At 70.6% G+C, this 14,672-nt stretch carries 14 protein-coding genes, 1 tRNA gene and 2 pseudogenes; 7 read left to right on the forward strand and 10 right to left on the reverse strand.

Going from position 1 to position 14,672, the window contains the following annotated elements:
- Positions 1–75: 75 nt before the first annotated feature.
- Together AC08OU_RS14430 and AC08OU_RS14435 are read left to right on the forward strand one after the other, a co-directional pair.
- A pseudogene (locus tag AC08OU_RS14430) lies at positions 76–414 on the forward strand (recombinase family protein); the annotation flags it as partial.
- Between the two features lie 255 nt (positions 415–669).
- Positions 670–1,047 (forward strand): annotated as a pseudogene (locus AC08OU_RS14435) (recombinase family protein); the annotation flags it as partial.
- A gap of 246 nt (positions 1,048–1,293) precedes the next feature.
- On the opposite strand, the gene AC08OU_RS14440 reads toward AC08OU_RS14435, so the two are convergent.
- The 4 genes from AC08OU_RS14440 to AC08OU_RS14455 all read right to left on the reverse strand — a co-directional run bounded on the left by AC08OU_RS14440 (position 1,294) and on the right by AC08OU_RS14455 (position 2,455).
- Positions 1,294–1,548 carry a hypothetical protein gene (locus AC08OU_RS14440; RefSeq protein WP_476605097.1) on the reverse strand — a complete coding sequence of 85 codons (255 nt, stop codon included), beginning with the start codon at positions 1,546–1,548 and terminating at the stop codon, positions 1,294–1,296.
- A 220-nt stretch (positions 1,549–1,768) separates the two neighbouring features.
- A tRNA-Ala gene (locus tag AC08OU_RS14445) sits at positions 1,769–1,842 on the reverse strand.
- A gap of 83 nt (positions 1,843–1,925) precedes the next feature.
- A complete protein-coding gene (locus AC08OU_RS14450; protein ID WP_462187793.1) occupies positions 1,926–2,051 on the reverse strand; it encodes a hypothetical protein in 126 nt (41 codons plus the stop codon).
- Entirely contained in the window at positions 2,051–2,455 is a 405-nt protein-coding gene (locus AC08OU_RS14455) for a hypothetical protein (RefSeq protein ID WP_476605098.1), read from the reverse strand. The genes AC08OU_RS14450 and AC08OU_RS14455 overlap by 1 nt, the downstream gene beginning before the upstream one ends.
- 848 nt (positions 2,456–3,303) lie before the next feature.
- Here AC08OU_RS14455 and AC08OU_RS14460 point away from each other — a divergent pair.
- Together AC08OU_RS14460 and AC08OU_RS14465 are read left to right on the forward strand one after the other, a co-directional pair.
- Positions 3,304–4,632, forward strand: coding sequence for a phosphoribosyltransferase family protein (locus AC08OU_RS14460; protein ID WP_476600434.1), 1,329 nt, complete (start codon positions 3,304–3,306; stop codon positions 4,630–4,632).
- A 36-nt stretch (positions 4,633–4,668) separates the two neighbouring features.
- Positions 4,669–4,881, forward strand: a complete 213-nt coding sequence (locus AC08OU_RS14465; RefSeq protein WP_462187797.1) for a DUF1918 domain-containing protein — start codon at positions 4,669–4,671, stop codon at positions 4,879–4,881.
- Positions 4,882–4,891: 10 nt separating this feature from the next.
- On the opposite strand, the gene AC08OU_RS14470 is transcribed toward AC08OU_RS14465, so the two are convergent.
- Genes AC08OU_RS14470 through AC08OU_RS14480 form a run of 3 tightly spaced genes read right to left on the reverse strand, consistent with a single transcriptional unit; the run spans position 4,892 to position 7,091 of the window.
- The gene (locus AC08OU_RS14470) at positions 4,892–5,623 is read right to left on the reverse strand and encodes an ABC transporter ATP-binding protein (RefSeq protein ID WP_462187798.1); all 732 of its coding nucleotides are present in this window, start codon (positions 5,621–5,623) and stop codon (positions 4,892–4,894) included.
- 14 nt (positions 5,624–5,637) lie between these two features.
- A complete protein-coding gene (locus tag AC08OU_RS14475) occupies positions 5,638–6,654 on the reverse strand; it encodes an ABC transporter permease (RefSeq protein ID WP_476605099.1) in 1,017 nt (338 codons plus the stop codon).
- 29 nt (positions 6,655–6,683) lie between these two features.
- Positions 6,684–7,091, reverse strand: a complete 408-nt coding sequence (locus AC08OU_RS14480; protein WP_462187801.1) for a TOBE domain-containing protein — start codon at positions 7,089–7,091, stop codon at positions 6,684–6,686.
- A gap of 350 nt (positions 7,092–7,441) precedes the next feature.
- Here AC08OU_RS14480 and AC08OU_RS14485 point away from each other — a divergent pair, with 350 nt between their 5' ends.
- Both AC08OU_RS14485 and AC08OU_RS14490 read left to right on the forward strand, forming a co-directional pair.
- Complete coding sequence (locus AC08OU_RS14485) at positions 7,442–7,837, forward strand: NUDIX hydrolase (RefSeq protein ID WP_462187802.1); 396 nt, start codon at positions 7,442–7,444, stop codon at positions 7,835–7,837.
- A 260-nt stretch (positions 7,838–8,097) separates the two neighbouring features.
- Positions 8,098–8,664 (forward strand): hypothetical protein, encoded by a 567-nt coding sequence (locus AC08OU_RS14490; protein ID WP_462202719.1) that lies wholly within the window; start codon positions 8,098–8,100, stop codon positions 8,662–8,664.
- A 28-nt stretch (positions 8,665–8,692) separates the two neighbouring features.
- On the opposite strand, the gene AC08OU_RS14495 is transcribed toward AC08OU_RS14490, so the two are convergent.
- Both AC08OU_RS14495 and AC08OU_RS14500 read right to left on the reverse strand, forming a co-directional pair.
- Positions 8,693–10,798: a hypothetical protein gene (locus tag AC08OU_RS14495; protein WP_476600440.1), complete on the reverse strand. Its 2,106-nt coding sequence runs from the start codon at positions 10,796–10,798 to the stop codon at positions 8,693–8,695.
- Positions 10,799–11,033: 235 nt separating this feature from the next.
- Positions 11,034–11,792 carry a TetR/AcrR family transcriptional regulator gene (locus AC08OU_RS14500; protein WP_476600442.1) on the reverse strand — a complete coding sequence of 253 codons (759 nt, stop codon included), beginning with the start codon at positions 11,790–11,792 and terminating at the stop codon, positions 11,034–11,036.
- 199 nt (positions 11,793–11,991) lie between these two features.
- On the opposite strand from AC08OU_RS14500, the gene AC08OU_RS14505 reads away from it, so the two are divergent.
- Entirely contained in the window at positions 11,992–13,563 is a 1,572-nt protein-coding gene (locus tag AC08OU_RS14505) for an MFS transporter (protein ID WP_476600444.1), read from the forward strand.
- A 25-nt stretch (positions 13,564–13,588) separates the two neighbouring features.
- Here the strand turns inward: AC08OU_RS14505 and AC08OU_RS14510 are convergent, their stop codons facing one another.
- Positions 13,589–14,467: an acyl-CoA thioesterase gene (locus tag AC08OU_RS14510; RefSeq protein ID WP_476600446.1), complete on the reverse strand. Its 879-nt coding sequence runs from the start codon at positions 14,465–14,467 to the stop codon at positions 13,589–13,591.
- Between the last annotated feature and the right edge of the window lie 205 nt (positions 14,468–14,672).

Below are 14,672 nucleotides of genomic sequence, written 5' to 3' on the forward strand. Positions count from 1 at the left end.
CAGTTACCAAACTGGCTGGGGTCTCACGCCCACCCCGGTTAACTTCGAAGACCCGCCAACGAGCGGACCGCCGATCGACTGAATGCGGTCATTGTGGCCGAATTCCTCGACCGCGGCGAATCAGCCAAGACTGCCGACCGCCCCGAGCTTCAAGCCACGCTGCGTTTCCTGCGCGAGCAAGGCGGCATCTCCTACGTGATCATACACAAGGTCGACCGGCTGGCCCGCTCCCGCGAGGACGATGTCACTATCAACCTCGCGATCCGGAAGGCTGGTGCCCAACTGGTGTCGTCCACCGAGAATATCGACGAGACACCGTCGGGCAAGCTCCTGCACGGAATCATGGCCACTATTGCCGAGTTCTATTCACAGAACTTGGCGCAGGAAGCCAAGAAGGGTACGGAGTCGAAATGAAATAACTTGCGCGTTTCGAACCCTCCACAGGCCTGTGACCTGCGATGATGCTCTCGATCACGTATTTGTTACTTCATTACGTCCCCTATGCGCCAGAAGGCCAAGGCCGGCGGCACGCTCGGACTGGCGCCCTTGGGCTACCGAAACGTCCGCGTGACGGTAGACGGCCGGGAGGTCCGAACCATCGCGGTCGACCAGGACCGCGCACCACACATCGTCTGGATGTTCGAGGCCTACGCCAGCGGCGAGTACACCATGGCCCAGCTGGCGACCGCCCTTGAGTACCGGGGTTTGCGCATTCCGGCCACGCCCAAGCGCCCCACCCGCCCGGTCAGCGTCCAGCACGTCGACAAGATGCTCGCCAACCGCTACTACCTCGGCGAGGTCAAGTTCGAGGGCGTCTGGTACCCGGGGCGACACCCGGCGCTCATCACGTCCGCCGTCTTTGATCAAGTGCAGGCCATCAGGAAGGCGCGTAACGCCGCCCGGGAAAAGCCACAACACCATCCGCACTACCTCAAGGGCTCGGTGTACTGCGGTACCTGCCGAAGCCGGTTCGGGATCACCAACGCCACTAACCGGTGGGGCACGGTCTACCCGTACTTCTTCTGCATCGGCCGCGCCAAGCGGCGGCAGCCCTGCGACCAGCCCGCCGTCCTGATCGATGACCTTGAGACCTCGGTCGCCGACTGGTGGCGGCGAATCCAGCTGTCCGAGACCAAAATCACAGCTATCCGGAACCAGGTCATGACCGAGCTGGAGCGACACCAAGCCGACAGCCACCGCGAGCTCGCGCAGCAGGAGAAGCGCATTGCCGATCTTGAACGTGAACAGCTCAAGCTGCTCCAGGCGCACTACGCCGACGCCATCCCCGTGGATCTACTCAAGACCGAACAGGAACGTATCCAGCGGGAACTGGCCGGCGCCCGAGCGATCATAGAACGCTGCTCGACCGAGGCCAGCACCGTGCTGGCGGTCGTGGAGGAGGTTCTGTTGCTGTGCGCCAACGCGCATGAGCTGTACCTTGCCGCGCCGCCGGAGGTGCGGCGGGCGCTGAACCAGGCCGTATTCGCCCGCTTCTGGGTGGTACGCAACCAAGTTCACGGCGCCGACCTGACTGAACCGTTCGCTCACCTGCTGGCCCCGAACCAGCAGGACAAGACCATCGGTCAAGATTCCGAACCCGAGGATGCGGAGGTCCTACCCGACAGCATGCCGCCCGATGAAGGCCGTTCCGTTGAGATCACTGATCACACCCGCTGGCACGCAATCGAGCGGCCATATGGCCCGCTGCCCGGTGAGACAGCGAACCCCCGCCAGCTCACTGGCGGGGGTTCGAACATCAGTACTCGGGTGGAGGTGAGGGGACTCGAACCCCTGGCCTCCTCCGTGCGAGGGAGGCGCTCTACCAGGCTGAGCTACACCCCCTGGAAGCATCTGAAGCTTACAGGAACGCGTAGCCCATGTGACGACCACCCCGGTTCGGGTGGATCGCCGCCTCCGGCCGGCCGTCAGCTGATGCTGATGCCCTCCTTGCCCCGAGCCCTCGACCGGGCGGCCGGCACGGCGACCTCCCGGGCGAGATCTGGCTGGATGCGCTCTGACAGGGCGAGGCCGGACCGCGTGACGGTGGCCATCAACCGGTCGAACAGGGGGCTGCGGCGGCTGGCCGGAGCAGCCCCGCCTCATGGCCGCACCATCCCCACACGCGAGTGCCGTCGATGACAAGCTCCTGGTCCGGCTCGGTGCCCCGAGGGAAGGCCAGCCGAGCGTCGGTCGGAACATCCGCCGTGTCGAGCGGGTGGTGCGTCCACAGTTGCAGGGACTCCTCCGGGCACCACGCCTTGTCCCGGACGGCTATCTGCCATACCGCCCGTCCGGGCCGGTACAGGGCGAGCCGGATCGCCGTTCCCCGGCAACGGAACAGCAGACCGACCCCGTCGGGACGAACACCTCGTACCTCGACGGGTACCGGGGAGCTCCCCGGGCAGACGAGGTATCCCTCGCTCCGCAACCGGGCCATCCACGACTCGAAGGTCACAGCGAACGCTGCCTTCCTGATAGTTCTCGATAGCTACACAGTGATTGCGTGATGATTGCGTAGTAGTTGCGCGGGTCTGGGAAGTCCCAGCGGGGGATCGGCCGGTCGGGACCGGACCAGCCGCCAAGGCCCGGACCAGCCCGGCTGACCCTGGCGGCACGGCCACAGGTGACCGGGGCGGGTAGCGGGCTGGCACGCGACGGGAGAAGACGGAGACGGCGCGACCTAGCTCATCCGGCGGAGCGCACAGCTCAGCCGGTCATCCGGGAGCGCGCACGGAGCACTCCGGCGAACGACCCGGCCAGGGGCAGGACGGGAGTCCGGGAATACGGATGATCGACAGCTGCTTCACCCCGGGAGCAAAAAGATCACTCGTTCAGGTCTGGCACCGAGCCCCGAGGCCCCTCGCGCCCAGAACGGTCCCTGAGTTACAGGACCGGTGCGCTCGTCGCGCGTGCGGCGAGCCTCAGTGGACGCGAGGGCTGGGACAACACCGACAGCGCCCTGGACAACAGACCTCTCGCCACGCCCAGTGAGGGGCGGAGCCGGGCTGCCAACGGAGCGTCACACCTTTATTATGCACGGCATCCCGGCCGGGCGTCGGAGCGCAAGTGGCCGCCGGAGATCGGTTCAGGACCATGCGGACACGGTGATTCCGACTGTCCGGAGCGTCTCGACGATCTTTGCACCGCACGCCGCGGACCGTGTATCGCTCGGATCGGGGCAGGTGCCCCGGGACGGTGTGGGTCGGTATCCTGGCGACTAATCGGGGAACGACGACCACAGGACGATGTCCGGTCCGGACGGCGAGCACGAGGAGCCCGCCCGGCCGGCACGAGGAGGTTGTCGTGATCTTCGATAGTCGGGAGGAGGCCGGCCGGCAGCTCGGGCAGCGGCTGGCGCATCTACGCGGCCGTGACGTCGTTGTCGTCGGGCTGCCCCGCGGGGGCATTCCTGTCGCGTTCGAGGTGGCGCGGGCGCTGGAGGCCCCGCTGGATGTCATCCTCGTCCGCAAGCTCGGTGTCCCCTTCCAGCCTGAGCTCGCGATGGGTGCCATCGCCGAGGGTGGGGTGCGGGTCGTCAACGAGGAGGCCCGGCGGCTGGCTAACGTGGGGCTGGACGAGTTCGCCGCGGTTCAGGCGCGCGAGTTGGTGGAGCTTGATCGTCGGGCCCGGCGGTTCCGGAACGGCCGGCCGAGGATCCCGCTCGCCGGGCGGACGGTGGTCGTGGTGGACGACGGGATCGCGACCGGCTCGACGGCCTCTGCCGCGTGCCAGGTCGTGCGGGCCCAGGGAGCCACCCACGTGGTGCTGGCGACCCCCGTTGCCCCCCGTGACCGGATCGGCTGGCTGCGCCGGCAGGCAGACGAGGTGGTCTGCGTCCAGACGCCCGACGCCTTCTTCGGTATCGGCGAGTTCTACGCGGACTTCTCCCAGACACCGGACGAGGAGGTCGTCGACCTGCTGCGCCGGGCCGCGCTGACGATGCCGGTCGGCGGCGCGGTAGCCGACCCGTCCGGCGGCGATGTCGAGGTCGACATCCCCGTCGGTCGAGTTCGGCTCGCCGGTCGGCTCACCGTGCCCGACCAGTCCCGGGGAGTGGTCGTCTTCGCTCACGGCAGCGGCAGCAGCCGGCACAGCCCACGTAACCAGTTCGTGGCCCGCGACCTCAATGCCGCGGGGCTCGCGACCCTGCTGTTCGACCTGCTCACCCCGGACGAGGAGCGTGACCGGGCGAACGTGTTCGACATCGGGCTGCTTGCCCGGCGGCTGATCGACGTGACCGGTTGGCTGCGCGGCCAACCGGCGACGGCTGCCCTCCCCATTGGTTACTTCGGCGCCAGCACCGGTGCCGCCGCGGCGCTGCGGGCCGCCGCGGAAGGGGGGTTCCCCGTCGCGGCCGTCGTGTCGCGGGGCGGCCGACCGGACTTGGCCGCGGCGCAGCTGACCGCGGTACGCGTCCCGACGTTGCTCATCGTCGGTGCGCGGGACGATCTGGTCCTCGAGCTGAACCGGCAGGCCCAGGCCCGACTGCTGGGCTGCGAGAACCGGCTGGCGATCGTCCCGGGCGCCACGCACCTGTTCGCCGAGCCGGGTGCCCTGGAGCAGGCGGCCGCGCTTGCGCGTGACTGGTTCGTCGATCACCTGGCGTTGGCCGGCCATCCCGGTCGCGCCTGACCGGGTACTGACCTGACTTCCGCGCGACGCCGGGCGATGCGTGCCCACCCGGGCGACACTCTGGTGGTCCACCGTCACACCACCCGGCAGCCGGACCGACTCGGCGAGGTCTTCGAGGTGCGCTCGGCGGCGGGGGATCCGCCGTTTGCGGTCCGCTGGTCCGACACGGGGCACGTCAGCTTCGTCTACCCGGGTCCGGATGCCGAGATCCGTCACCGCGGCGAGGAGGCACGCAGCGGGGCCGGCTGAGCAGCCCGGATCAGTCCTGGTCGACGACCCGCCCCGCATCGAGGGCGAGGGTGCGGTCGGCGAGAACCTCGGCGTCCGTGGGATCGTGCGTGACGATGAGCACCGGAGCCGCCAGTGTCGGTAGCACATTGTGCAGGAAGGACCTGACCTCGCGGCGGGTCGCGGTGTCGAGCGCGGCGAGCGGTTCGTCGAGCAGCAGCAGTCCGGGCCCCGGCGCCAGCGCCCGCGCGAGCGCCACCCGTTGCCCCTGGCCGCCGGACAGGGCATCCGGTCGCCGGTCGCCGAGATGGCCGATCCCGAACCGTTCCAGCCAGGTGTCCGCGGACGCCCGGGCGTGCCGCCGGCCCTGGCCGAGGCGGGCCCGCAGGCCGAAGGCGATGTTGTCGCGGGCCCGCAGGTGTGGGAACAGCAGGTAGTCCTGGAAGACCATGCCGACCGGCCGCTGTTCGGACGGGACGAAACGGTGCTCGGCCGGGTCGTCGAGAACCTCGCCGCCGAGGGTGATCCGGCCCTCGTCGAGCGGGAGGAGGCCGGCCAGGGCCCGCAGCAGCGTGCTCTTGCCCGCCCCGCTGCGGCCGAGGACGGCGACCGTCTCCCCCCGTGCCACGCTGACCTTGACGTCGAGCACGAACTGGCCCTGTCGCACTGTCATCAGCGCGCTGAGCCCGGCTGACGCCGGATCCAGGCCGGGGGCGGGGGCGGGGGGCGCCGCCCCCGCCGAATCTCCGGGGACGGTGTTCACGGGATGCCCCGCGTTCACGGGATGCCCCGCTCGAGCGCCTTCGGGGCGGCGTCACGCGTTCCCCGGTTGCGTAAAATCCGCCGGGCGCCGGGGAACCAGCGGCCCCGCAGTGCCACCAGAACTCCGACGCAGACCGCGAGCAGTACGAGTGACAGCGCGATGGCTGTGTCCGAGTCCGTCTCCAGCGCCAGGTAGACCGCGAGCGGCGTGGTCCGGGTGGTCCCGGGGAAGTTGCCGGCGAACGTGATCGTGGCCCCGAACTCGCCGAGGGCGCGAGCCCAGCACAGCGCCGCGCCGGCGGCCACCGTCGGCGCCGTCATCGGCATGGTGACTCGGCGAAACGTCATCCACGGCCCGGCACCGAGGGTGGCGGCGGCGTCCTCGAACCGCCGATCGGCGCTGTTCAGCGCGCCCTCGACGGACACGACGAGGAACGGCATGGCCACGAAGATCTGCGCGATCACCACGCCGACGCTGGTGAACGGGATGGTGATGCCGAACCAGCCATCGAGGTACTGGCCGACGACGCCGCGCCGACCCAGCACCAGAAGCAGGGCCACGCCGCCGACCACTGGCGGCAGCACGAGCGGGAGGGTGACCAGGGCGCGCAACAGGGACCGGCCGGGAAAACGGGTGCGGGCCAGCAGCCAGGCCAGGGGGACACCGAACAGCAGCGACAGCGCGGTTGTGGCGGTGGCCGTCTCCACTGATAGGAGGAGGGCCTGCCGGACCGCGGTCTCGGTGAGCAGATCGGGCAGGGCGGACCAGGGGGCGCGGACGAGCAGGCCGACGAGCGGCAGGAGCAGGAACAGGCCAGCGATCCCGGCCGGCACCAGCAGCGCCCAGGACATCCGGCGGCGCGTTTCCCGGCGAACCGCGCGGCGCGGACGTCCGCCGGTCCGCGGGTCACCCGGCCGGGGTGCCCGATCGCGCAGGCTGAACCGGCCGTGCGAGCTGAACCGGCCGTGCGGGCCGACGGGCCGTTGCTCCGGCTGACCCCTTCGAAGAAGCGAACCGCCGCGGACCGACACGGCGGGCAGGCCCTTCTCGCTGATCGGGATCAACGACGCTCGGGTAGCTCGATGACGACGTTGGTCGACTTCACCGCGCCGACCGCGAGGACGCCGGCTTCCAGCCCGAGTTCGTCGGCGGCCTCCCGGCTCATGAGCGAGACCAGGCGATGCGGGCCGGCCTGGATCTCGACCTGGGCCATCACCGCGTCGCGCACCACGCGGGTGATAATGCCGGGGAAGCGGTTACGCGCGGATTCGGCGACGACCGGCGTCTGGGCGGCGGTCTGCTCGGTCGCCAGATCCTTGGCGAATCCGGCCAGGGTGCCGCCTTCGATCGCCCGGCGGCCGGCGTCGTCTAGGACGGTTGGCAGTCGGCCGCTGTCCGCCCACCGGCGGATGGTGTCGTCACTGACACCGAGCAGCGCGGCGGCCTCGCTGATCCGGAATCTCGGCATGGGGTGATCGTACCCGCATCTTCGGGAGAGCCGCGACGTATGATCCGAAATTACGGTGAAATTACATAAAAATATCCGCTCATGCGGGTCGGGTGGCGAGGTGGTCGGATTGACGGGACCGTGTCCTCGACCGACCCGATGCCGGCTGGATGACCGGTTGGCGCATCACGATCTGGTCCGGCGGGGCACGATGCAGAGGTTGCCCCTCTCGGCCCGACTCGCCATTCCTGCCCGACTCGCCACTCCTGGAGCACCCGTGACACCGCCCGCTTCCAAACCGACCGTCACCGCCACCACGTCCTACGGCGACCTGGTCGCCGGCCCCGTGCGGATCAACGCGCGCGCTGCTCGTGACGGGTGATCGGGTGCTGCTCGCCAACGAGCGTGGCCAGAAGTCGTTCCACTTGCCAGGAGGCTGGGTCGAGCCGGGAGAGACCGTGCAGACGGCGCTGCGCCGGCTGCTGAACGAGCAGGCCGGGATCGAACTGGACTACCTGACGTTCGTGGGCGGTATCCAGAACATCTCGATCGAACGCGGTGAGCGGATGGGGGTGCTCGACGTCGTCTTCGCCGCTGACCGATCGTGGGGCGCCGACTTCGGGAGCAGGCTGAATGATCTCGATATCGTCTCGGTGTCCCTTGGGAGCCTGCTCGACCTGGAACTAAGGCCCGCCGACCTGCGCCGACTGGTCCCCGGCTGGCTCACCAACACCCGTCCGGCCTGGTACGAGTCGGCCAGCCGCTGACCGTAGGCGCGCATCCTCGCATTCGCACGGTTGACCTCATCTCGACTTCAGGTTCTAGCGCCCGCACGCCCGCATGCCCGCACGCCCGCGGGTCGGAATGCGGCCGGATGAAGGAGTCAGGCGACCCGCGCCACAGCCCCGTGACAGGCCCGATCCGGTGACGAACCACCCTGGCCCCGGATCCCTTGGGTACATTCGCCCGGTGTTCTCTCGACGCCGACCCTGGCCGTCGCGGTCCGCATCGGGCGCTGCATCGCGCGATGGTTACCGCTGTTTCCGTCGTCACCGCCGGACGGGGTGACAACGGCATGGTCGTCATCGGGGTGACGGGCCACCGGGGGCTTTCCGACGGACAGGCCGAATACACGGCCGGCGAGATGCGCCGGGTGCTAGCGCCTCTCGCCGCGGCCGGGTTGACCGGGATCAGCTGCCTGGCCGAGGGAGCGGACACTATCTTCGCCGACGTGGTCCTCGAACTTGGGGGCCGGCTCATCGTCATGATACCCGCGGCCGGTTACCGGGACTTTCAACCCGCTGCGCATCGGCGCGACTACGATCGGCTGCTCGGCCGCGCCACCGAGATACGCAGCCAGGACCGGGCGAAGCCCGATCTGCCCAGCCTGATGTCGGCGAGCCGCCTTCTGGTCGACGCATCCGACCAGGTCCTCGCGGTGTGGGACGGTCTGCCGGCGTGTGGCTTCGGGGGTACGGCGGACGTCGTCTCCTACGCGCGCTGGCGACGCAAACCCCTCCAGATCATCTGGCCCGACGGTGCCGTGCGGGCGGGGGTGACCTCCGTCGCCGGTTCGGGCGAACGACAGCGGTAACCGTCAGAGGCCGCCGCGGGGCTGGGGACTACCGCGGGGCCAACGTCACGACGTCCACCTGCACCGGGGCGAGACTCCTCCTGGCCGGAGCCGGAGCCGGAGCCGTCGTGGCCGGTGGCCGGGTGGCGGCCGGCCGGGTCGGGGGCTTGGTCGCCGTGGACGTCACGGAAGCTCCGCTGGCGGTTGTTGCCGCGCGGGTGGTCCGGCCACCGGCGGCCGGGGTGCCGGTGGCCGGGGTCCTGGCCTCGATCGGCCCGGCAGCCACTCCTTCCGCCGCTGCGGACGGCTTGGTCGGCACCGGCGGGGCGGCGGCGAGAACGGGCGGCGCCTGGTGCGCCGGCGGGGAGGCCGCCGGCACCGGGCCGCCAGAGGAACGCCCCGGCGGCGCGGACCTGCCACCCGCCGCGAGGCGCAGGGTGTTCAGGGCGAAGTCCTCCGCCGCCAGGTCGTTCTGCTGTTCCTCTTTGGTCGGGCCGAGGACGGATCCGCCGCCGAGGGTGCTGGGCCCACCTGAGCCGGGTTCGTCCACGGCGGGTTCGTCCACGGCGGGGTTGCCTGACGCGGCGGGCCGGGGGGCGGCCGGTGCCCGCACGGCCGGGCGGCCCTCGCGGGATCCGGACCGGCCGCTGCTCGGAGTGTCCACGGTGCCGCCGTCGTCCGGCTGTGACTCGTGCAACGGAGCACGCGCACCCGTGGTCACGTCGTCGGGCGAGGAGTTGAGCCCCGCGGCGGTGGCTGCGGCCGCCACCGCTGCCACCGCAGCCACCGCGAATGCGGCGACCGGGCGCATCCGGGACCGGCGAGCGCGAACGAGCGGGTCCACCGGCAGGCGTTCTACCCGTGGCTCGGCTGCCCGCCTCGCTGATGTGGATCCCACCGATGCCGCTCGTCCGGCCTCCGCTCGTCCGGACTCCGGACGAGCGGAGGCCGGACGGCGGTCCGGGGGCGGGAGCTCCGGCGGTGGCAGTATCGGGAGTGGCGGCAGTGTCGGGAGCGGTGGCAGCGCCCGGGCGGCCATCGGGTCCGGGACACTCCGGGTGGGGCTCGGTGCCCGCCGACCGGTGCTGTGCCGCCCGCCCGTGGCCGTCCTGAGGGGAGCCCTTCCGAGGGGAGCCGTCCGGGTCAGTGGTCGAGGATCGGTAGGCTCAGGCCGCGGATCCGCGCCTGTCGTCGCGGCGCCCGCCCGCCCGCCGTGAGCCGTGGCGGCCTGTCGGCCACGGCCCCACGCCGCTCGGGTCGACTGCGGCTTCGATCTGGAGAGCAGCGCCAGCAGCTCGGCGGTGTCGGGCAGAGAGGCCCCGTCGGCCTGTCGCACACGGGCGAGCGCCCGCCGCACCCCCTGGCCGATGGGAGCCGTGTGCTCCGACCGGTCGGCGCGGCGTCGCCCGGCCCGGGCCGCGGGTTCGACGGACCCGCTGGGCTTTCCCGTCGCGGCCAGATCGACGATCCCGGCCCACGCGACGATGTCGGCGGCGGGGCCCTCCCAGCCACTCGCCGCGGGGCCGTAGCCATAGCCGGGCACGTAGCCGGGGCTGTTGGGGGGAGGCCGCAGGTGGCCGGAGCGCCCGGCGACGACGTGCGGCGTCCCTCCGGCCGAGCCGGCCGCGGGGGACAGCAGCAGTGGTCGCAGGGCCGCCGCGACACCCAGGTCGACCAGCCGCGGCCCGGTAACGGAGAGCACGATATCCGTTGCTGTCAGGTCGTCGAGTGCGCCGACCGTGCGGTGCGCCGCATCGATGGTCTCCAACAGGGTCCGGGCGAGGCGGTCGATCTCGTCCGAGGACAGCGGTCCGCGTTCGGTGAGCTCGCGGGCCAGGGTCGGGCCCCCGACGAACTCCGTGCCCACGTATGGCCGCTCGGCGTCGGGCGCGGCGTCGAGCACCCCGCAGGTGTGTGCCCCGGCCAGCACGCGAGCGCGGTTGATCGCCGCCGCGAACCGGGCCCGCATGTCCGCGCGCAGGGCGTCGCCCGGGTGCAGCGCGCGGATCGCGACCTGCGCGCCTCCGACAGCACGGCTCAGATAGACGATGCCGGTGATGCCGGCGTCCAGCCGACCGAGCAGCTGGTAGGGCCCGAGTGAGGTGGGCTCGCCCACGGCGAGCGGCGCGACGTGACGAGGTAGCCGAGCGGTCATGGTGATGATGCCCCGAATGCGGCTCGTGGACGGTCAGCGACGTTTATTCGCTCCGACGGTAGCTACTCCAGTCGTGTCCGTGAAGGCCGCTACGCATCCTTCTTCGCACTTCTTCGTATCCGCAGCGAATTCGGCATCCGCCGGACGCCGGCGGGCACCGGGCGCGAGCACAGTGATTATCGTCGGCGGAACATTGGTCGGCTATTTCCCGGCCAACCGATGATCGGCCAACCGATCATCGGTTGGCCGGGGGCTCCGGCGCGTACGCGACGGCGATTCCGTCGAGAAGCCATTTCAGCGCCTGCTCGAAGCGCGGCACCGTGTATCCGCAGCCGAGGGCGGCGAGGGCGCGCAGCCGTGGGTACTCCTTCTCGGCGGTCTGCGCGTCCTCGGTGGTCTGCGCGCGGTTGAGGACCTGGGCGTCAAGGACCTGGACGGAGAAAACCGGTCCCGCCATCGGGACACCGGGGCGATCCTGGGAGTCGGCCGCCGGAGGCCGTCGGCGGTCGAAATCCTCCCGGTCGCCGAGTTCGCGCAGCGTGCAGCCGACCACCAGATCATTAAGCGAGTGGATGATGCGCAGCTGGTCCTGCGGATCATCGGTGATCTTCGAGGCGACGGTCATGCACTGCTCGATGTGCCGCAGCTTGTTGGGACCGAAACCCCGGCGGATGCCGATCCGAAGGGCCCAGGGACGTTCCTGGAAGGACCGCCTCGCGCGCCGGGCGATCTGGGTGAGGCCGTCCCGCCAGTCCTCGGGAACCTCGTCCAGCAGATGCCCAGCCAGGAACGCGTCCCACATCAGGCCGGTCAGTTCGTCCTTGTCCCGGACGTGGTGGTAGAGCGTCATCGTCCCGACGCCCAGATGTGCGGCGATCCGCCGCATCGACACCGCCGTGAGCCCCTCCGCGTCGGCGATCTCCATCGCGGCCAGGGCCAGCCGTTCACCGCTCAGCGGCGTCCGGCATCCCGGTGGGGTGGACACCCGTCCCATCGGCTTCCCCTGGGATCGCCCCGGGGCCGCACTCGGCGGCGCCGCCATCGCCACTCACCTCCTGGCAGGACGCCTCCTGGCAGGACGCACAGGCTGCCGTTTTGGCGTTGGTACATCGTACGGCGTAGGGTTGGCTCACTGCTCGTACGGTGTACGAAGGCTGGAGTTGTATGAAGGCTGGGGTTGGAGGTATCGGGTGATGACAGGTTCGGATGAGGGCGGTTCGGACGAGGGTGGTGCCGTGGTCGGCAGGACCGCCGGTACCGGGGCGGGTGCCTCGCCGGGAGGTGGCGCACCGCCGGGCCGGGGGATTCCGGGCTGGGCCGTGCTGGCCGTCTGCTGCCTGGCCCAGTTCATGGTCGTTCTGGACATTTCGATCGTGAACGTCGCGCTGCCGTCGATGCAGACCGATCTCGGGATGACGGCGAGCGGCTTGCAGTGGGTGGTCAACGCCTACACGATCGCGTTCGCGGGTCTGCTGCTCTTCGGCGGCCGGGCGGCAGACCTGTTCGGTCGCCGCCGGGTGTTCGTGGCCGGGCTGGCGCTGTTCACCCTGGCGAGCCTCGGCGGTGGTTTTGCGCGGACCGAGGCGCAGCTCATCGTCGCCCGGGCCGTGCAGGGGCTGGGCGGGGCCGTGCTCGCCCCGGCGACGCTGACCCTGTTGATGACCTCCTTCGCCGAGGGGCAGGAGCGGACCCGGGCGTTGGGCGCGTGGGGCGCCACCGCGGCCAGCGGCGGGGCGCTCGGCGCGATCGTCGGCGGTGCGCTGACCGAGGTCGCGAACTGGCGGTGGGTGCTGTTCGTCAATGTGCCGATCGGGGTGGCGCTCCTCGTGGCCGCCCGGCTCGTGCTTGTCGAGTCGCGGGGCCAGTTGAGCCGGCTGCGTGATCTTGATATTCCCGGCACGGTGACCGTCACCGGGGGCCTGGTGCTGTCGGTCTACGGCATCGTCCGCACCGAGAGTTCCTCCTGGACGTCCCCGGTCACGCTCGGGATGCTGGCCGGGGCGGTAGTGCTCCTTGCCGCGTTCGTGGTCGTCGAGGTCACGACCCCCGCCCCGCTGGTGCCGCTGAGCATCTTCCGCTACCCCGGGCTCGCCGCAGCGAACGCGGTCGCCGCCTTCCTCGGCGCCGCGATGTTCACGATCCTCTTTTTCCTCACCCTCTTCCTCCAGCAGGCTCAGGGTTACAGCCCGCTGCGCACCGGGGTGGCCATGCTCCCGATACCACTTATGGTCATCGTTGCCTCGCGGATCGTCACCCGGATGATCGGGCGGCTCGGTCCGCGTCCGATCATCGTGTTCGGTCTCATGAGCGGAACGGCAGGTCTGCTCTGGCTGTCGACGATCACCCGGGACGGCTCGTACTGGGTGCACGTGTTCGGCCTGGTCCTGATCATCGGGTTGGGGGTGGGCCCTGTCATGGTCGCCGCGGCCACGGCGGGCGTGCCGATGTGCCTGGCGGGCCTCGCGTCTGGTTTGATCAACATCAGCCGCCAGATCGGCGCGGCGATCGGCCTCGCCGCGGTGTCGACGATCGCGACCAGGTATACCGACGGCCGTCTCAGGCACGGGGCCGCGCGGCTCGACGCGCTGGCCTCCGGCTACTCCCTCGGGCTGTTCATCGGCGGCTGCGTCCTCGCCGCCGGGATCCTGGCCGCGCTGCTGCTGCCCCGTGTCCGGCGGCCCGAGCCGGAGCCGGCCCTCGGCGCGGCGGAGAAGACCGCGTCCGGGGCCTCGGACGACGAGGACCAGGCACTCGCGGAGGTCTGATCCATCTCCATCAGCCGCGCGGACATCAGATCGTGGATCTGCGCAGCAGCCCGACGAGCTCACTGCCCGCGCGTAGCTCCCCGTCCGGGCCGAAGACCTCGACACGGCCGATCGTCCGGCTGTGGCCCGCGTGCAGGGTACGCACCCGGAACAGGTGCCAGTCCCGGACGTCCAGGTCGTCGTAGAAGGTCACATTCTGCGAGAGGACGGCGACTGCCAGGCGCCTGGTGGGGGTCAGGCCGGTGACGGCCAGCAGGTCGGACAGCGGCAGCAGTTCGCAGCTGTGCGCGATGAACGCCCTCCACAGGGACCGGTCCTCCGGCGCCCCGGGGATGCGCTGCCATTGGTCCAGCTGATGGGTGCCCGCCCGGGGAAGCACCCGAACCTCCCAGGGCATCATCGGACGGTCGAGGGGGCTGGCGTGCTCCGGGCCGAGGAAGTCGGACTCGGTGGAGCGCAGGCGCAGGAAGTCCGGCTCTGGGGAGCGGAGCATCACGTCCGCCCGGCAGATCTGCAACGAGTCTTGTCGGAAGGTCAGGGCCAGGGAGTCGATCGACCGCCCGTGGGCCAACCGCTCGACGTCGATCCAGACCGGTTGGCGGCAGTCGCCGGGGCGCATGAACACCGTCTGCAGGCTGTGCGTGATCTTACTGGGGGTCATACGCTCGGCGAGAACGATCTGCTGGCCGAGCAGCTGCGCCCCGAGGACGCCGCCGTGTGTGCTGAGCAGGCATCGGGCCGGCACCGGCGGAACATCCCCGCCGAGGTCGAGAACTGCCAGTAGTTCACTCAGAGTGCACTGGCCGGGCGCCGGCGCCCTATCGGCCCGATCCTGCGCGCCGGCCTGTTGCTCGGGGGTCTCACCAGCTCGTGCGCCCGTCGTCTCCGCGGATTGTGTACCCACAGTGCACCCTTCCCGCGGACGCTCGCCAGGTGCGAATGCCGCGGATATCCTCGCCGGACGCCCGCGCTGGACGCCCAGGTCGGGGGACCGTGACCGGTCGCTGCACTCTCTGCCGAATTGTCACACGTGGATCATGACTCCGCCCGGCGCGGAGCCTCGCGGCAAATATCGGCCTATTCGCCGCCGACTGCTGGTCACAGGGGAC

Source organism: Frankia sp. CcMO1, assembly GCF_977945845.1.